The 18,217-nt window shown below is 73.4% G+C and carries 15 protein-coding genes and 1 pseudogene; 11 read left to right on the top strand and 5 right to left on the bottom strand.

The genetic code is table 11. From position 1 onward, the window contains the following. Positions 1 to 164: 164 nt before the first annotated feature. Positions 165 to 923, top strand: a pseudogene (locus RNL97_RS05625) (MerR family transcriptional regulator); the annotation flags it as partial. A gap of 391 nt (positions 924 to 1,314) precedes the next feature. Here the strand turns inward: RNL97_RS05625 and RNL97_RS05620 are convergent. Further along, positions 1,315 to 2,166, bottom strand: a complete 852-nt coding sequence (locus RNL97_RS05620) for a siderophore-interacting protein (RefSeq protein WP_243313566.1) — start codon at positions 2,164 to 2,166, stop codon at positions 1,315 to 1,317. 70 nt (positions 2,167 to 2,236) lie between these two features. Then, a complete protein-coding gene (locus tag RNL97_RS05615; RefSeq protein ID WP_243316286.1) occupies positions 2,237 to 3,145 on the bottom strand; it encodes a 5'-3' exonuclease in 909 nt (302 codons plus the stop codon). Between the two features lie 320 nt (positions 3,146 to 3,465). On the opposite strand from RNL97_RS05615, the gene RNL97_RS05610 reads away from it, so the two are divergent. The 4 genes from RNL97_RS05610 (at position 3,466) to RNL97_RS05595 (ending at position 8,615) form a co-directional block, all read left to right on the top strand. Continuing rightward, a complete protein-coding gene (locus RNL97_RS05610) occupies positions 3,466 to 4,551 on the top strand; it encodes a quaternary amine ABC transporter ATP-binding protein (RefSeq protein WP_243313563.1) in 1,086 nt (361 codons plus the stop codon). Further along, positions 4,544 to 7,165, top strand: a complete 2,622-nt coding sequence (locus tag RNL97_RS05605; RefSeq protein ID WP_030589968.1) for an ABC transporter permease/substrate binding protein — start codon at positions 4,544 to 4,546, stop codon at positions 7,163 to 7,165. The genes RNL97_RS05610 and RNL97_RS05605 overlap by 8 nt, the downstream gene beginning before the upstream one ends. Positions 7,166 to 7,330: 165 nt before the next feature. Continuing rightward, entirely contained in the window at positions 7,331 to 7,876 is a 546-nt protein-coding gene (locus RNL97_RS05600; protein WP_243313561.1) for a helix-turn-helix domain-containing protein, read from the top strand. 28 nt (positions 7,877 to 7,904) lie between these two features. Beyond that, positions 7,905 to 8,615, top strand: coding sequence for a helical backbone metal receptor (locus RNL97_RS05595; protein WP_030589962.1), 711 nt, complete (start codon positions 7,905 to 7,907; stop codon positions 8,613 to 8,615). Here the strand turns inward: RNL97_RS05595 and RNL97_RS05590 are convergent. After that, positions 8,554 to 9,729: a TDT family transporter gene (locus RNL97_RS05590; protein WP_243313559.1), complete on the bottom strand. Its 1,176-nt coding sequence runs from the start codon at positions 9,727 to 9,729 to the stop codon at positions 8,554 to 8,556. The two genes, RNL97_RS05595 and RNL97_RS05590, sit on opposite strands and share 62 nt — an antisense overlap. A 70-nt stretch (positions 9,730 to 9,799) precedes the next feature. On the opposite strand from RNL97_RS05590, the gene RNL97_RS05585 reads away from it, so the two are divergent. Both RNL97_RS05585 and RNL97_RS05580 read left to right on the top strand, forming a co-directional pair. Then, the gene (locus RNL97_RS05585; RefSeq protein ID WP_030589956.1) at positions 9,800 to 10,735 is read left to right on the top strand and encodes a LysR family transcriptional regulator; all 936 of its coding nucleotides are present in this window, start codon (positions 9,800 to 9,802) and stop codon (positions 10,733 to 10,735) included. Positions 10,736 to 10,783: 48 nt separating this feature from the next. Then, entirely contained in the window at positions 10,784 to 11,764 is a 981-nt protein-coding gene (locus RNL97_RS05580) for a DUF2510 domain-containing protein (RefSeq protein WP_243313557.1), read from the top strand. 16 nt (positions 11,765 to 11,780) lie between these two features. Here RNL97_RS05580 and RNL97_RS05575 read toward each other — a convergent pair whose 3' ends face one another. Next, positions 11,781 to 12,983, bottom strand: coding sequence for an amino acid deaminase/aldolase (locus RNL97_RS05575; protein WP_030589950.1), 1,203 nt, complete (start codon positions 12,981 to 12,983; stop codon positions 11,781 to 11,783). An 845-nt stretch (positions 12,984 to 13,828) separates the two neighbouring features. Here RNL97_RS05575 and RNL97_RS05570 point away from each other — a divergent pair. From RNL97_RS05570 to RNL97_RS05555, 4 genes are all read left to right on the top strand, one after another. Continuing rightward, entirely contained in the window at positions 13,829 to 14,698 is an 870-nt protein-coding gene (locus RNL97_RS05570; protein WP_313751606.1) for a hypothetical protein, read from the top strand. Continuing rightward, positions 14,695 to 15,876 (top strand): type VII secretion-associated serine protease mycosin, encoded by a 1,182-nt coding sequence (gene mycP, locus RNL97_RS05565; protein WP_313750442.1) that lies wholly within the window; start codon positions 14,695 to 14,697, stop codon positions 15,874 to 15,876. Before RNL97_RS05570 ends, mycP begins: the two co-directional genes overlap by 4 nt. Positions 15,877 to 15,948: 72 nt before the next feature. Then, complete coding sequence (locus tag RNL97_RS05560) at positions 15,949 to 16,677, top strand: SseB family protein (RefSeq protein WP_030589939.1); 729 nt, start codon at positions 15,949 to 15,951, stop codon at positions 16,675 to 16,677. A 107-nt stretch (positions 16,678 to 16,784) separates the two neighbouring features. Then, positions 16,785 to 17,498 carry an MIP family channel protein gene (locus tag RNL97_RS05555; RefSeq protein ID WP_243313552.1) on the top strand — a complete coding sequence of 238 codons (714 nt, stop codon included), beginning with the start codon at positions 16,785 to 16,787 and terminating at the stop codon, positions 17,496 to 17,498. Positions 17,499 to 17,587: 89 nt separating this feature from the next. On the opposite strand, the gene RNL97_RS05550 is transcribed toward RNL97_RS05555, so the two are convergent. Then, positions 17,588 to 17,950, bottom strand: a complete 363-nt coding sequence (locus RNL97_RS05550) for a DUF1844 domain-containing protein (protein WP_010057174.1) — start codon at positions 17,948 to 17,950, stop codon at positions 17,588 to 17,590. Positions 17,951 to 18,217 lie beyond the last annotated feature (267 nt).

The following is an 18,217-nucleotide window of genomic DNA, read 5'->3' as shown; positions in this document are numbered from 1 at the left end:
GACGACTAATGGACGATGCCAGGAACGCCATGACGACATGGGAGACCCCCCTGTGGTGATACGGCGGCGCCGGTCAATATGGATAGCCGCGCTGTCCACTATCCGATAGGGTGACTATCTATGATGGGGGCGGTTTCTGGCAAGGGCAGAAGGGCGAACACGCGGTGCGCATCGGTGAATTGAGTCGCAGGTCCGGCGTTCCGGTGCCGACGATCAAGTACTACCTACGGGAAGGGCTTCTGGCCGCAGGAGAGTTGACCAGCCCGAACCAGGCGCGTTACGGCCCGGGGCACGAGCGCAGACTGCGGCTGATCCGGGCGCTGCTGGATGTCGGCGGCCTCTCGCTCGCCGCCATCGGCGAGGTCCTGCGGGCGATGGACGATCCCGGGCAGCCGGTGCACAAGGTGCTGGGGGTCGCGGCGGACGGCGTGACGCCGACCGACGGGGAGGCGGCGGGGCCCGAACTGGAGGACGCGCGCGAGGAGGTGGCCGAACTGGTGCACCGGCGCGGCTGGCAGGTGGACGAACGGGGCTCCGCCGCCGAGTCGCTGGCGGGGGTGCTGTGCGCGCTGCGCAGGGCTGGGCACCGCGGGTACATCGACCTGCTGGACGTCTACGCGGACGCCGCCGAGCCGGTCGCCCGTGCCGATCTCGACTACGTGCAGCGGCGGGTGGCCCGCGAGGACCTGGTCGAGAGCGTCGTGGTGGGGACCGTCCTCGGCGAGGCGATGTTCGGCGCGCTGCGGAGGCTGGCGCACATCGACGTGTCCTACCGGCGCTTCGAGTCGCCGGAGCACCTGTCGGGGCCGGTCGATCCGGGAGGCTCGGGGGCTCCGGTGGCGGGGAGGCAGCCGGGGGAAGCGGGCGGTGTCCGGGGTGCGGAAGGCTCCGGTGCCGCGGAGGGGGCCGGTGGTCCGGAGGGTTCCGGCGGCGGGGGGCAGCCGGAGGAGCGGCGGTGCCCGGGGCCCGGAGGGTTCCGGCGGCGCGGAGAGGGGCCGGGGGCGGAGGCGGGTGCTGCGGGCGCCTGAAGTCGGGGCCTGCCTTTCGGTCGGCTCGCCCCGGCCGAGTGGATCTGGCCCCCGGTGGCTGGGGGTGATGCCCAGCGGCCGGGCGGGCGGGCGTCCGACGCCGGGGCCGCCGACCGGCCGCCGGGCCCTCGACCGAGCGGACCCCGTCCGCCGCGAGGTGCGGCGGACGGGGTCCAGGTGTCTGCTGGGGCCCGCGCGGCCGGGGGCCAGGAGGTCGGGCGCCCCGGGCGGCGGCGGCGGGAGGTTCGGCAGCCGGGCTGCGCGCCTGCGGTCGGGCCGGGGGCCGCTACGCGGCCTGCGTGCCGCCCTCCTGCTCGCGCTCCACCTGCTCGTTCCACTCGCGCTTCACCGCGCGCCAGGCGTCGTCGTTCTGGCCGAGGCGCCAGTAGCCCGAGATCGACAGCTGCACCAGCGGGATCTGCCGTTCCACGCGGAGATAGCGGCGGATCTCCTTCACGAAGCCCGCCTCCCCGTGCACGAACGCCTGGACCTCGCCCTCGGGGAAGTCCAGCCCCTTCACGGCGGCGGTCAGCAGTTCGCCGACGGGCCGGTCCCCACGGTGCAGCCAGGTCACGGCCACCCCGTCGGGCGTCACGATCTTCTGCTCCTCCGAGGCGTCCGGCACCTCGACGAAGGCGTGCACCAGTGCGCCCGCGGGCATCTGCTCCAGGGCCGCCGCGATCGCCGGCAGCGCGCTCTCGTCGCCGGCCAGCAGGTGCCAGTCCGCCGCGGCGTCGGGGCCGTAACCGCCGCCGGGGCCGAGGAAGGTCACCTGCTCACCCACGCGCGCCCGCCGGGCCCACGGTCCCGCCAGGCCCTCGTCGCCGTGCACGACGAAGTCGACGGCCATCTCCCTGGCGGCCGGGTCCCACGAACGTACCGTGTACGTACGGGTGGTGGGCCACAGCTCGCGCGGGTAGGACTCCCGGATGGCCGCCATGTCGAACGGGTGCGCGTAGTCCGCGCCCTCGGGCGCGAAGCACAGCTTGATGTAGTGGTCGGTGAAGCCGGAGAGGGAGAAGTCCGCAAGGCCCTCGCCGCCGAGGACCACCCGCACCATGTGCGGGGTGATCTGCTCGGTGCGCACGACCTGCGCCCCCTGGGCCTTGGGTCCCTGCCGGGCCGGCCGCTCTGCCACGAGGTACTCCCTGGTTCGAAGACTTAGGTAAACCTAAGTTAACACCCCGGCCCGGGTCCCGGTCGACCCCTCAGTACTGAAGGACGGTCAGCAGGCGCTGGAGCGCCCCGCTCAGCCCCCACTGCTCCGCCAGCGCCTCCAGGGCGGCCGGGTCGCGCGGCTCGCGCGGCAGCGCCGGGTCGAATTCCGGCAGCGGGACGTCCCCGGCCACCCGGACCACCTTCGGTGCGACGGCGACATAGGCGCGCGACTCGTCCAGCCGCTTGCGCTGCGACGGGGTCAGCTTCGCCTTCGGATCGTCCACCGCCGCCATGATCCCGTCGAGATCGCCGTACGCGTCCAGCAGCTTCGCCGCCGTCTTCTCGCCGATGCCGGGGACGCCCGGGAGCCCGTCGCTCGGGTCGCCGCGCAGCAGCGCCAGGTCCACGTATCCCGCGCCGTCCACGCCGTACTTCTCGCGCAGCCACGCCTCGTCGGTCACCTGGAGCGTGCCGACGCCCTTGAGCGGGTAGAGCACGCGCACCTGACGGGCGTCGTCGACCAGCTGATACAGATCACGGTCGCCGGTGACGATGTCGACCGGGCCCTTCGCCCGCGCCGTGAGCGTGCCGATGACGTCGTCCGCCTCGTAGGGTGTGACGCCGACCCGGGCGATCCCGAGCGCGGCCAGCACGTCCTCGATGATCGGGACCTGCGGCGACAGCGTGTCGGGGATCTCCTCCTCGTCCGTCTGTCCGGCCGGCGTCTCCTCGGCGACCCGGTGCGCCTTGTACGTCGGGATCAGGTCGACCCGCCACTGCGGACGCCAGTCGTTGTCCCAGCAGGCGACCAGCTCGTCCGGCCGGTGGTCGTGCACCAGGCGGCCGATGAAGTCCAGGAGGCCGCGCACGGCGTTCACGGGCGTCCCGTCCGGCGCGCGCACCGAGTCGGGCACCCCGAAGTAGGCGCGGAAGTACAGGGAAGCGGTGTCGAGGAGCATCAGGCGTCGCGTCACAGACCCGATGATGCCCCACCCCGCCGACAGTCGCTCCCAGTAACCGCTTACCCGCGCTCCGTCGCAGGTCAGTGACCTGGGTCACGGTCGCGTTTGGGTGGTGTAAGTGCGGGCAGGCGCGCCACCGGAGCGGACCACGTCGCATTTTCAACCAGTGCATGTGCCACGCGGACAGAGCCCGCATCGCTCCACGGTCTGCCGGAGGGGGTGGCAGACCGTTTTTCGGTCCAACGCGTGAGGTGTATGTGTCCAGGCTGCAAGCCGAGCACTTGTACAAAGTGTTCGGAAGACGACCCGATGAAGCCGTGCGGAAGCTGGAGAGCGGTGCGGACCGCGACGAGCTGCGCGCCGAAGGAACGACCGCAGCGGTGATCGACGCCTCGTTCACCGTCGAGCCGGGCCAGATCTTCGTCGTCATGGGGTTGTCCGGCTCGGGCAAGTCCACCCTGTTGCGGATGCTCAACGGCCTCCTCGACCCCACCGCCGGCCGGGTCCTCTTCGACGGCCAGGATCTGACCGCCCTGAGCCCCCGCGAGCTCCGGCACGTCCGCTCCACCAAGATCAGCATGGTGTTCCAGCACTTCGCGCTCTTCCCCCACCGGAGCGTCCTGGAGAACGCCGCGTACGGCCTGGAGGTCCAGGGCGTCCCACGCGAGGAGCGCGAGGTGCGCGCCGCCGAGGCGCTGCGGCTCACCGGCCTCGAAGGCTGGGAGAAGTCCTGGCCCGACGAGCTGTCCGGCGGTATGCAGCAGCGCGTGGGCCTCGCCCGCGCCCTGGCCACCGACGCCGACCTGCTGCTCATGGACGAGTCCTTCAGCGCGCTCGACCCGCTGATCCGCCGTGACATGCAGGACCAGCTGCTGGAGCTCCAGAAGCGCCTGAAGAAGACCATCGTCTTCATCACCCACGATCTCAACGAGGCCATGCGCCTCGGTGACCGGATCGCCGTCATGCGCGACGGGAAGATCGTCCAGCTCGGCACCGCCGAGGACATCCTCGTCACCCCGGCCAACGACTACGTCGCCTCGTTCACCCAGGACGTCGACCGCTCCCGGGTGCTCACCGCCGGCGCGATCATGGCCGAGCCGCACACCGCGATGGGCGGCAAGGCGGCGGACGGCACGGAGCTGCGCACCCCGCAGGACGTGCTCGCCGCCGCCCCCGCCACGGTCGCGGAGTCCACGCCGATCATCGACCTGTTCACGCCCTGCTCGCAGAGCCCGGACCCGGTCGCCGTCACCGACGCGAAGGGCAAGCTCGTCGGCGTCGTCCCCAGCTCCCGGCTGCTCGCCGTCCTCGGCGAGCCGATGACCCCGGCCGAAGCCCCGCGCGACACCGTGTCCACGGCCGACGTGCAGAACACCGACGAGAAGAAGGTGGCCGGTGTTTAGGCTTCCCCTCGGCGAATGGGTCGACTCCGCGGTCGACTGGCTGCAGACCCACCTCGTCTGGCTCTTCGACGCCATCAGCTCGATCGTCAGCGGCATGTTCGACGGCATAGCCGCCGTCCTGTCCGCCCCCGCACCGCTGCTGTTCGCGGGCATCGTCGCCGTCATCGCCTGGTGGCTGCGCGGCCTGCCCGCCGCCCTGCTGACCTTCGTCGGATTCGCCCTCATCGACTCCGTCGAACTGTGGGACGAGGCGATGGACACCCTCACCCTGGTGCTCGTCGCGACCCTCGTCACCCTGGTCATCGCCGTACCGCTGGGCATCTGGGCCTCCCGGTCCAAGACGGTCAGCGCGGTGGTCCGCCCGGTCCTGGACTTCATGCAGACCATGCCCGCCATGGTCTACCTGATCCCCGGCGTCATCTTCTTCGGCGTCGGCGTGGTACCCGGCATCATCGCCACGATCATCTTCGCGCTGCCCCCGGGCGTCCGGATGACGGAACTCGGCATCCGCCAGGTGGACGGCGAGCTCGTCGAGGCCGCCGATGCCTTCGGCACCACCTCCCGCAACACCCTGCTGCGCGTCCAGCTGCCCCTCGCCCTGCCCACGATCATGGCCGGTATCAACCAGGTCATCATGCTCGGCCTGTCCATGGTCGTCATCGCGGGCATGGTCGGCGGCGGCGGCCTCGGCGGCTCCGTCTACCGCGCCATCGGCAACGTCGACGTCGGCCTCGGCTTCGAGGCGGGCATCTCCATCGTCATCCTCGCCATGTACCTGGACCGGATGACCGGCGCGCTCGGCACCGTGGTCTCCCCGCTGGGCCGCCGCGCGGTGGCCAAGGCCCGTGCGATGGCCGAGGGCTGGAAGATCTGGACCTACCGCCCGCAGCCCGTGGTCGCGGTCGCCGCCATCGTCGCCCTCGCCCTCGTGGCGGGCGGCATGAGCGTCTTCGGCGGCTCCAAGGACGACACCGCCGGCAAGAGCGCGCAGGTCGGCGACGGCAAGAAGATCAGCATCGGCTACATCCCGTGGGACGAGGGCATCGCCTCCACGTTCCTCTGGAAGGAGATGCTGGAGCAGCGCGGCTTCGAGGTCGACGTCAAGCAGTACGAGGCCGGCGCGCTGTACACCGGCATGGCCAACGGGCAGATCGACTTCCAGACCGACTCCTGGCTGCCGGTCACCCACGCCAGCTACTGGAAGAAGTACCAGGACCGCCTGGAGGACATGGGTGCCTGGTACGCCCCCACCTCGCTGGAGCTGGCCGTCCCGGCGTACATGAAGGACGTCACGTCGATGGAGGACCTGAAGGGCCGGGCCTCCGAGTTCAAGGGCCGCATCGTCGGCATCGAGCCGAGCGCCGGTGAGATGGGCCTGCTCAAGGACAAGCTGCTGCCGGGCTACGGCCTGGACAAGGAGTACAAGCTCATCGACGGCTCCACGCCGTCCATGCTGGCCGAGCTGAAGCGCGCGTACGCCAAGAAGGAACCGATCGTCGTTCCCCTCTGGTCGCCGCACTGGGCCTACAACGACTTCGACCTCACCAAGCTCGAGGACCCCAAGGGTCTGTGGGGCAAGGGCGACGGCATCCACACCCTGGCGCGCAAGGGCTTCTCGCAGGAGAACCCCGAGGTCGCCAAGTGGCTGAAGAGCTTCAAGATGACCGAGAAGCAGCTCACCAGCCTGGAGGCCGAGATCCAGAAGGCCGGTTCCGGCAAGGAGCAGGAAGCCGTTCGCACCTGGCTGAAGGACAACTCCGGCGTCGTCGACACGTGGGCCCCCGCCCCGAAGGGCGCCGCGGCCGTGAGCGGTGACGACGAGCGCAAGCGCCCGGTCGAGGTCGCCTGGTTCCCCTGGGAGGAGGACATCGCCGCCACGTACCTGTGGAAGGCGGTCCTGGAGGAGCGCGGCTACAAGATCAACCTCAAGCAGTTCGAGATCGGCCCCATGTACGCGGCGATGTCGCGCGGTCAGATCGACGTCCAGTTCGACGGCTGGCTGCCGTACACCCAGAAGAATTACTGGGACAAGTACAAGGACAAGCTGACCGACATCGGCTCCTGGTACGGGCCGACCTCCGTGGAGGTCGCGGTCCCCGACTACGTCAAGGACGTCAAGTCCCTGGAGGACCTGAAGGGCAAGGGCTCCGACTTCAAGGGGCGGATCGTCGGCATCGAGCCCGGCACCGCCGTCATGGAGAACCTCAAGGAGAACGTCCTGCCGAAGTACGGGCTGGACGGCGAGTACGAGGTCGTCGACTCCTCCACGCCCGGCATGCTGGCCGAGCTGAAGCGCGCGTACGCCAAGAAGGAGCCCGTCGCCGTCCTGCTGTGGACCCCGCACTGGTCGTACAACGAGTACGAGCTCACCAAGCTGAAGGACCCGCAGAAGGTGTTCGGCGAGGGTGACCGGCTGCACACCATCGCCTCCAAGGAGTTCCCGGAGCAGTACCCGCAGCTGACGAAGTGGTTCAAGGACTTCAAGCTCACCGAGAAGCAGCTCGGCGGCCTGGAGAACGAGATCCAGAAGCGCGGCGCGGGCCACGAGGAAGAAGCCGTGAAGGCCTGGATGGACGACAACCCGGGCATCGCGGACACCATGGCGCCCCAGTAGGGTCCACGGGCGCGAAAAGCACAGGTAGGAAAGGGGTGGCCCCGCCTTCGGGCGGGGCCACCCCTTTCCGGCTGCCCGGAGGTCGTTTTCCGGACGTCGTGCCCAACCATGTGCGTAAGGTGCTGGCAACCGCGAGGATGGGCGGGTGCGGGAGGGAGCTCGGAGATGGACGACAAGGACACACCGCGGGTGGGCGCCGCGGTCCGGCGCCGGCGCCGGACCCTCGGCCTCACGCTGGCCGCGGTCGCCGAGCGCAGCGGGCTCTCCGTGCCCTTCCTCAGCCAGATCGAGAACGAACGGGCCCGCCCCAGCGCCCGCTCCCTCGACCGGGTCGCCGAAGCGCTGGAGACCACCACCAAGAAGCTCCACGCCGCCGCCGACTCCGCCCGCGCCGTGGACGTCGTCCGGGGCGGGGAGGGCGAGGGCGTACGCCGCCTGGTGCGCGGCCGCCACCAGCTCAGCGCCCTGGAGTTCTCCGGCGAACCGGACCTCGGCCGGGAGTTCCAGCACCGCAACGACGAGCTGATGTACGTCGTCGCGGGCGCCGTCGACGTCGAGGCGGAGGGCCGGGTGCACCGGCTGGAGGGCGGCGACACCCTGTTCCTCTCCGGCGGGGTCCGCCACCGCTGGCGCGCCACGGTGCCCGGCACCAAGCTCCTCGTGGTCTCGGTGGCCGAGCACATCGACGCCACCTTCGACTCGCGCCGCTGAGCCCCGTCCCGTTCCCGAAAGGCGTTCCGTGCGCGTCGTCTCGCTGGTCCCCTCGCTCACCGAGGCCGTCGCCCACACCGCCCCCGGGCTGCTCGTCGGCGCCACCGACTGGTGCACCCACCCCGCGGACCTCGCCGCCGCGAGGATCGGCGGCACGAAGAACCCGGACGTGGCCGCGATCGCCGCCCTCGCCCCCGACCTCGTGATCGCCAACGAGGAGGAGAACCGGGCCCCCGACCTCGACGCGCTCCGGGCCGCCGGGCTCGACGTCCTGGTCACCGGGGTCCGCACCCTGGACCAGGCCCTCGCCGAACTCCACCGCGTTCTCGTCGACGGCTGCGGGCTCGACCGGCCCCGCTGGCTGGACGAGGCCGAGGCCGCCTGGGCCGCCCTGCCCGCGCCCTCCACAAGCCCCCGCCCCGCCGTCGTACCGATCTGGCGCAGGCCCTGGATGGTGCTCGGCCACGACACCTTCGCCGGGGACCTCCTCGCCCGCCTCGGCGTCCGCAACGTGTACGCCGACCACCCCGAGCGCTACCCCCGCATCCCGGTCGGCGAGCTGAACGCCTCCGGGGCCGAGCTGGTCGTGCTGCCCGACGAGCCCTACCGCTTCACCGCCGACGACGGGCCCGAGGCCTTCCCCGCCCTGCCCGCCGCACTCGTCGACGGGCGGCTGCTCACCTGGTACGGGCCGTCGCTGGCCGAGGCGGCCCGGGTGCTGCCGTCAGCGCTCCGCTGAGCACCCCGGGCACCGTCCGCGTCCCGGCCGCCGCCCATGCGACGACCAGGAACACGTACAGCGCCCCCGCGAGCCAGGTCAGCGCGTCCAGACCGGTGTGCCGCGCCAGACCCGCCGCGCCGGTCACACACGTACCGACGGGGAAGGTGAACGCCCACCACGTCATCGCGAACCCCATCCCGTTCCGCGCGGCCCGCACCACCATCGCGGCCGCCAGGGCCAGCCACAGCAGCGCGAAGCCCAGCACCGGCACCCCGTACAGCACGGCGAACGCGCCGAACGCCGAGGCGTAGGGGGCCGCCACCGCCCCAGGGGCGACATCGGCCAGCTGGTTGACGGCGGTGGTCGACTGGCCGAGCGGCCCCAGCACCAGAAACAGCGTCGGGGTCAGCGCGAGCGGCAGCGGACCGTGGTGGACCAGCCGCGAGAAGACCAGCGGCAGCACCACCAGCGTCGCCAGCAGCGACAGCCCGAACATCGCGTAGCAGGCCAGCAGCAGCGCCTCACGCCCCTGCCCGGCCCCCAGGTGCGGCACCAGCAGCGCGCCCTGCGAGGCCGACACCATCGGGGCGACCAGCGGCAGCAGCCAGACCGGCGACGCGGTCCCGGGCGCGGGACGGTGGCGTACGACCATCAGATACGGCACCACGACGGCGACCGCCAGGCCGATCACCGTGCCCGCCACGAACAGCACCACGTCCACCGCGAGCGCTGCCCGCGCGCCCACGACGTCCACGCCCACCGTCAGGGTGGCCCCGCCGACGGCCATCAGCGCCATCGGCAGACAGCCGTAGAACGGCGCGACCGCCGGGTCCAGCAGATGGGCGCGGGCCTGGTCCCGGTGGTGTATCCAGTGCCCGGTCCGCGCGGCGAGGACGGCCAGGAGCAGCACGGCCGACAGCGCCCACACCGCGGTGACCACGGCCCGCAGAGCGGGAACGTCGACGGGGAGCACGGCCCCGGCGCCCGCGACGATCGCGGTGCCCATGACGCTCGCGTACCAGTTCGGGCCGATGTGCCGCAGGGCCGGTGGCCGCAGCGGACCAGCCGTCCGGGGAAGCGCGGCGTCGCAAGGCGGCTGAAGGGGTGCCTGGGTCTGCGGAAAGATGGCCATGCCACGATTCTTCGCGGCAGCTTCCCCACCCACCAGGGACCACGCCCCTATGAGGTCATAAGCTGGCTTTATGACCGACGGCGAACCCCAGGCACCCCCCACGCCCCTCGCCCACCGGGTCCCCGACCTCGGGGCGTTGGAACTGCTGCTCGCCGTCGCCCGGCACGGCAGCCTCGGCCGGGCCGCCCGGGACGTCGGCATCACCCAGCCCGCCGCCTCCAGCCGCGTCCGGTCCATGGAGCGGCAGCTCGGCGTCACCCTGCTGGACCGCTCCCCGCGCGGCTCCCGGCTCACCGACGCGGGCGCGCTGGTCACCGACTGGGCACGCCGCGTCGTCGAGGCGGCCGAGGCCTTCGACGCGGGCACCCAGGCGCTGCGCGACCGCCGCGACTCCCGGTTGCGGGTCGCCGCCAGCATGACCATCGCCGAATACCTGCTGCCGGGCTGGCTGATCGCCCTGCGCGGTGATCGCCCCGACACCGCGGTCTCGCTCCTCGTCGGGAACTCCGCGGCCGTCGCCCGCCGCCTGGTCACCGGCGAGGCCGACCTCGGCTTCGTCGAGGGCCTGTCGATACCGGAGGGCCTCGACGGCACCGTCATCGCCCACGACCGCCTCGTCGTGGTGGTCGCCCCCACCCACCCCTGGGCCCGCCGCCGCACCCCGCTGCTCCCCGGCGAACTCGCCGCCACCCCGCTCATCCTGCGCGAACACGGATCCGGCACCCGCCAGGTCCTGGACGCCGCGCTCGCCGGGCACGGCGGCCTCGCCCAGCCGCTGCTGGAACTCTCCTCCACCACGGCGGTCAAGGGCGCGGCCGAGAGCGGCGCGGGCCCCTGCGTCCTGAGCGAACTGGCCCTGGGCGAGGAGCTGTCCTCCCGCCGCCTCGTCAAGGTCCCGGTCGCGGGCGTACGGCTGCGCCGCCAACTGCGCGCCGTCTGGCCCGGCGGCCACCGCCCCACCGGCCCCGCCCGCGATCTGCTCTCCCTGACCGGCCGCGACACCTGAACCCGGGACCCCCGCGACCGTGTCGGAGGCGGACTCTAGAGTGTGGGGATGAGCTACGCGACGCCGCCCGGCTGGTATCCGGACACGGGCGCACCCGGTCTGGAGCGCTGGTGGGACGGCACCGCATGGACCGCGCACACCCGCCCGCTCGCCGCCGACGGGTCCGCGCCGCACCAGCCGCCCGCACCGGCGCAGTCCGGCCCGGCGGGGTTCGGTCCGCCGCCGTTTCCGCTCCCGCACCAGCGCGACCCGCACGACGGGGCCGGGGGCGGCAACCGGACGAAGATCCTGGCGGTCACGCTCTTGGGGGTGCTGGTCCTGGGCGCGGCCGTCACCGCCGCGGTCCTGCTCGGCCGCGACGAGGGCGGCACGCCGGCGGCCCCGGCCACGACCACCTCGGCCCCCGCCCCCGTCACCACCCCCACAGCCCCCGCCACGACCACCGACGAACCCGACCCCGACGAGAACCCGGCCCTCCTCGTCGACCAGCTCAACGGGGTCACGGTGCCGGTGCCCCGGGGCTGGGAGAAGCCGAAGAGCAGCTCTTTCGACGTCCCCGCCATCCGCACCGTCCAGTCCTACGACTGCCCCGGCGGCTCGTCGTCGTGCTACCACGGCACGGTCACCACCCACACCGCCCGGAGCGCCGAGACCGACCCCAAGGCCCTGGCCGAGGCCGATATCGTCACCGCCGCCGACCTCGCCTACGAGGAGGACAGCCTCGGCCGTCGCAACCACGGCGGCATCACCGCGCACAAGGTGCTCAAGGCCCAGCAGCTGTCGGTCGCCGGACGCGTCGGCTACCTGGTGCGGTGGCAGGTCACCACCGGCGAGGGACCCGGGGGATACGTGCAGTCCGTCGCCTTCCCCTCGTCCGTGGGCAGCGGCACCCCCGTGATCGTCCGGCTCGCCTTCGACGCGGACGTCGCCGAGCTGCCGCTCTCGCTGATGGACACGATCACCCGGGGCATCCGCCCGCTCGGAGACAGCAGGACGAGCGGAGGCGTGGGCGCGTCCATCAGCCCCTGAACCCGCGCGTCCCCGGTCAGAGGAAGGTCTGCCCCTCGCCCCGGTACGTCGGAACGCTCGCTGTGACCCGGTCGCCCTCGATCAGGTGCAGCGTGTCGAAGCGCTCGCACAGCTCACCGGCCTTGGCATGCCGGAACCAGACCTTGTCGCCGATCAGCAGATCGTCGGCGGGGGATCCCAGCAGCGGCGTCTGCACCTCGCCCGCGCCCTCCTGCGGGTCGTAGCGCAGCCCCTCCGGCAGATACGGCACCGGCGAGCGGTCCGCACCGGCCGCACCGGACGCCGGATAGCCGCCCCCGAGGACCGTCACCACGCCCACACCGGGCCGGCGCACCACGGGCTGCGCGAACAGGGCCGCCGGCCGGGCGGTGAACGACGTGTAGTTGTCGAACAGCCGGGGCACGTACAGCCCCGAACCGGCGGCGATCTCCGTCACCGCGCTCTCGGCGGCCGTGTGCTGCACGCTGCCCGTGCCGCCGCCGTTCACGAACTCCAGCTCCGGCGCGACCGCGCGGACCGCCCGCACCACCTCGGCCCGGCGCACCGCCAGCTCCTTGCGGGCGGCGGCCTGCATCAGCCGGATCGCCCGGGACCGCAGCGGCCGCCCGGCGACCGCGTCCCCGACTCCGGCGACATGGCCCTCGTACGCCATCAGCCCCACCAGGCGGAAGCCCGGCCTGCGCGCCACCGAGCGGGCCAGTTCGGCGAGCTGGGCGGGGGAGCGCAGCGGCGAACGCAGCGCCCCGATCCGCACCCGGCCGCCCAGCATCCGCAGGGAGGTGTCCAACTCCAGGCAGACCCGGATCTCCTCGCGCCCACCGGCCCGGGAGGCGTCGATCAGCTCCAGCTGGGAGTGGTCGTCCACCATCACCGTCACGGCCGCGGCCAGCTTCGGATCGGCGGCCAGCTCCGCGAAGGCGGCCCGGTCCGCCGAGGGGTACGCCAGGAGTACGTCGTCGTATCCGGCCCGCGCCAGCCACAGCGACTCCGCCAGCGTGTACGACATGATCCCGGCGAACCCGGGCCGTGCGAGCACCCGCTCCAGCAGGGCCCGGCACCGCACCGACTTGCTCGCCACCCGGACCGGCTTCCCGGCCGCCCGCCGCACCAGATCGTCGGCGTTGGCGTCGAACGCCTCCAGATCCACGATCGCGATCGGGGCGTCGAGATGGGCGGTGGCCCGGTTGTAACGGGTCCGGTCAGCGGCGCGGGCAGTCATGGCCGCAGCTTGCCAGAGAGCCGCTACGGCTGGGTAGGGGGACGATCGGGACAGATCCTCCACCGGCGGGGAGTCCCGTTCCCCGCGGCCCGCCCGCAGCCCGTAGAGTGACCTGCACGCGAGCACCAACGGGCCTGTCAGCGGCGGTGATCCGTGGTCGGTACGAGGATGTGTCAGCAGGGGGCCGGATGAGTACCGAAGCGCATCGCGCCCCCGTCCCGCCCCGCCCGACCACCCCTCCCGCGACACCACCCCGGCCCGCCGCACCCCCCGCCCCCGCGGCCCCGAACCCTCCGGCTCCCGCGCAGGAGGCTCCGATCGGCCCGCCCGCCGCATCGGACCGACCCGGCCCCCCGGCAGCCTTCACCCAGCAGGGCGCACCGCACCGCCAGGCACCCGCGCAGAGCCCCGGCCGGCCCTCCGCGCCCGCCACACGCCCCGGCCCGCCTGCCGCCCGGCCGGCGCACCCCGGTCCGTCCGCAACGGGCTCAACGCGCCCCGGCCCGCCCGCCGCCGCTCCCGCGCCCCCCGGCCGCTCCGCGAGCCCCGCGCCCTCAGCGCGCCCGGGCCCGCCTCCTGCGTACCCGGCGCGCCCCGGTCCGTCCGCAACGGGCTCAACGCGCCCCGGCCCGCCCGCCGCCGCTCCCGCGCCCCCCGGCCGCTCCGCGAGCCCCGCGGCCCCGCAGGCCCTCGCGAGCCCGGCGTCCACGCTGCCCGCCGCGAGCCCCGCCCCACCTGCCGCTTCTGCGCAGGCCCCCACTCCCACGCCGCCCGCCAGGCATCCGGCCCCGGCGCCCCCCGCCGCGCCCCCCGGCACCCGGCGCAGGCCCGTCGGGGCCGTTGATCTGACGCCCGCGCCGGGGGCCGTTCCGCCGCTCCCCGGTGGCTACCGGACGCCCGTCCGCTACGGCTTCCCGGAGACGCCCGTCGAGACCACCACCCGGCTGCGCCCCGTCCGGCCCCGGCAGCGGTGGCGTGCGGCGGCGGCCGCCACCTGTGTCGTGCTCGGGCTCGGGCTGATCGGCGGGGCCGCCACCGGTGCCTGGCTGACCGGCGACTCCTCGGCCGGGACCGCCAGGAGCCCGTACACCGCCGCCCGCGCCGCCTGGCACAGCGTCCCCGTCGACACGTTGTTCCCGCCCACCCTGAAGGGCAGGGGCGCGGGCCCCGGCGGCACCCACCGCACCTGGACCAGGGCCGCCGTCGCCGCCGACGGCACCTGCAAGGACGGGCTCGACCCGCTGCTCCTGACCACGCTCCGGTCCGTCGGCTGCGAGCGGATGGTGCGCGCCACCTACACCGACGCCACCCGCTCCGCCGTCACCACCGTCGGCCTGGTCTTCACCGAGGCCGACGCCTCCGGCATGCAGGCCCTGCGCACCCGCTTCACCGAGCAGAAGCTCGGCGCGCGCAAGGACCTCATGCCCCGTACGTACGCCCCCGAGGGCACCCCCGCGGCTTCCTTCGGCAGCGCGCAGCGCGCCAGTTGGACGGTCAACCCGCTCACCGAGATCCCGGTCGTCGTCCTCGCCGTCTCCGGCTTCGCGGACGGCCGCGCCGTCGCCGAACCGCAGCCCGCCGCCGACGCCATGGCCTCCGGAGCCGAGACGGACATCGCCCAGGCAGGGCTCGGCCACGAGGCGAAGGGCGTCGCGGACCGCGTGGAGCGCGGACTGCGCACAGCCGTCGCCGACCTCACGGAGCAGCCCGGATGACCCGACGTCCCCACCGCGCCCTCGCCGCGGTCTGCGCCGCCGCCGTCCTCGTCCTCACCCCCGCCGCGCCCGCCCGCGCCGACGCCATCCGCGACCAGCAGTGGGCCCTGGACGCCCTGCACACCGACCGGGCCTGGCAGACGACCCGGGGCGACGGCGTCACCGTCGCCGTCCTGGACACCGGGGTCGACGACGCCCACCCCGACCTCACGGGCCAGGTGCTCCCCGGCAAGGACCTCGTCGGCTTCGGCGCCGCCCGGGGCGACTCCTCCTGGGCCCTGCACGGCACCGCCATGGCCGGCATCATCGCCGGACGCGGCAACGGCCCCGGCCGCACCGACGGCATCCTCGGCATCGCCCCCGAAGCCCGGATCCTGCCGGTCCGGGTCATCCTGGAATCCAAGGACCCGGCCCGTGCCAAGGCCCGCAAGACCCGGGGCGCCGCCCTCGCCGACGGGATCCGCTGGGCCGCCGACAACGGCGCGGACGTCATCAACCTGTCCCTGGGCGACGACAGCAAGTCCGCCCACCCCGACCCCGGCGAGGACGCGGCCATCCAGTACGCCCTGTCCAAGGGCGTCCCCGTGGTCGCGTCGGCGGGCAACGGCGGCGAGAAGGGCGACCGGATCTCCTACCCCGCCGCCTACCCCGGCGTGATCGCGGTCGCCGCAGTCGACGAGTACGGCACCCACGCCTCGTTCTCCACCCGCCGCTGGTACGCCACCGTCAGCGCCCCCGGCGTCGACATCGTGGTCGCCAACCCCGACGGGCACTACTACATCGAGTGGGGCACCTCCGCCGCCGCCGCGTTCGTCTCGGGAGCGGTCGCCCTGGTCCGAGCCGCCCACCCCGGTCTCTCCCCGGCCCAGATCAAGAAGCTCCTCGCCGACACCGCCCGCGACGCCCCCGCGCAGGGCCGCGACGACGCCCGCGGCTACGGCATCGTCGACCCTGCGGAGGCCATCGAGGCGGGCGCCCGGCTGCACCCGGCGGACCTGGACGCCAAAGCCGCCCCGGCCGGACACCGGGGGCGGTACTTCGGCGCGGGCCCGACCCCGCCCCGCACCGCCGACGGGACGGCCAACTGGGCCGCCCCGCTCGCCGGCGGCCTCGGCGCGGCGCTGCTGGCCGTCGCCGTCGTCCTGTGGCGCGGCCGGAACGGCGCCGGCCGCCGCTGAGCACGCTCGCCCCTCCGGCGTACGCCCAGCCCGGCCGCCGAGGCGTGGACCTCCAGGCACTACCCTCGTCCCGTGGAGCTCAAGAACATCCCGGACCCCGGTTTCTCCGACGACGACGGCTCGGCGTCCCCCGCCCTGACCAGTGCCCTGGACGCGTGGTCCCGCGACCGGAGCGCCGTCGGCCCGGTCCTCACGGCCCTGCGGGACGCCCGGCTCCTGGTCCCCGTCGTCGCCGTCCTCGGCGAGGTCGAGGAGGACGAGAACGGTCTGCGGCGCGAGAAGACCAGCGACATGGCCGTCCCCACCCTCAAGGCGGGCGACCGGCGTGCGCTCCCCGCCTTCACCTCGACCGCATCACTGGCGCTGTGGGACCCCGAGGCGCGCCCTGTCGCCGTACCGCTGCACCAGGCTCTCCAGGCCGCCGCCCACGAGAAGGCCGACACCGTCGTGCTGGACCTCGCCGGGCCCGTCGCCTTCGAGCTGAGCGGGCAGGCGCTCCTGGCGCTGGCCGAGAACCGCACCAGCACCGACCCGCTCCAGGACCCCGCCGTCATCGAGGCCGTACGGGAGACCGTGGCCGCCGACCCCGCCGTGGTCCGCGCCCACCTCGGTCCCGGCAGTGCGGACGGCACCCTCGCGCTCGTCCTCGCCCCGGACGCGGTGCCCGCCGATGCGGCCCGCCGCGTCGCGCAGGCCCTCTCGGCCAGTGAGGTGCTGCGGGCCCGGCTGGTCAGCGGTCTGGACCTGGCCCTCCTTCCCCCCGGGACGGCCATGCCGGGGGAGCCCCTCTTCGTCCGCTGATCAACGGGCCGGCCCCGGTCCGACGAGCGCGAAGCGCCCACCACCGTGAGAATTATCGGGAAAATCGGAGGAATCCGACCAACCGGACGACATCGCGAGGTGGTTCCATGCAGAAGCGGATCGTGGCGTCAGAGTTTCTCGGCACTTTGCTGCTGGTGTTCTTCGCCGTGGGGTCCGCCGTGGTCGCCGTCGAATACCTCGGCACCGTGGGCATCGCCCTCACCTTCGGCTTCACCCTCCTCGCGCTGGCCTACGCGCTGGGCCCGATCTCCGGCTGCCATGTCAACCCGGCGGTGACGCTGGGCATGTTCATGGCCGGCCGCATCGGCATCCGTACAGCCGTCGAGCGCTGGGTGGCCCAGTTCCTCGGCGCGATCGTCGGATCGGCGCTGCTGTTCCTGCTGGCGAAGCAGATCCCCGGTCTGGAGACCAGCGGCGAGTTCGGTACGAACGGCTACGACGACCGGTCGGCCGTCGGCATCAACATCGGCGGCGCGTTCCTCGTCGAGGTCATGCTGACGTTCCTGCTCGTCTACGTCGTCCTGGCGGTGACCCACAAGGTCGCGGTCACCGGCTTCGACGGGCTGCCCATCGGCCTGGCGCTGGCGGCGGTCCACCTGGTGGGCATCCCGCTGACCGGCACCTCGGTCAACCCGGCGCGCAGCTTCGGCCCGGCGCTCTTCGCGGGCGGCGCCGCCCTCTCCCAGATCTGGCTGTTCATCCTCGCGCCGCTGGTCGGCGGAGCGATCGCGGCCTACGCCCACCGGCTCACCCACCCCTTCCCCAACGTCCTGCCGAAGGAGACCGAGGACGCCGTCTGAGGATCCGCGAACGGCCCCGGCGCACGCGCGGGAGCCCGCCGCCCCACGGGGGGACGGCGGGCTCCCTGGCGTACGGGGGGGGCGGGCGGCTAGCCGTAGACGGGGCCGGTGTACTTCTCGCCCGGGCCGTGACCGGGCTCGTCCGGCACCAGCGAGGCCTCACGGAAGGCGAGCTGGAGCGACTTCAGGCCGTCGCGCAGCGGGGAGGCGTGGAAGGTGCTGATCTCCGTGGCGCTCGCGTCCAGCAGTCCGGCCAGCGCCTGGACCAGCTTGCGGGCCTCGTCCAGATCCTTGTGCTGCTCGCCCTCCTCCGTGAGGCCGAGCTTCACGGCGGCCGCGCTCATCAGGTTGACGGCGACCGTCACGATCACCTCGACCGCGGGGACCTCCGCGATGTCGCGGGCCATGTCGTCGAAGCCGGGGTTCTCACTGCTGGGGGTCGCGTCGCTCATGCCCACACGATAAGGCCAGGCCACCGCCCTGACGCCCGCGGGCGTCCCTCCGGCCTCCGTGGTGCGGGTCCCGGGGATCGTGCGGTAGTCTGGAGGAACGACCGGCCGGACATTCATATGCCCGGCCCACAAGTGGAGGCTCCGATCTCCCACCTGGCTGTCCGTGAAGGACGGCGGGTCACCGGTCAGGCGGCGACCATCGTTCCGTACGGACGATGGGCCCGCCCGATAGCCCCGCGGTTCACCGCGGCGGTGTTCCGGTAGTTC

This window comes from Streptomyces parvus (assembly GCF_032121415.1).
Taxonomy (GTDB): Bacteria; Actinomycetota; Actinomycetes; order Streptomycetales; family Streptomycetaceae; genus Streptomyces; species Streptomyces globisporus_A.
This window is presented reverse-complemented; position numbering and strand designations above follow the sequence as displayed.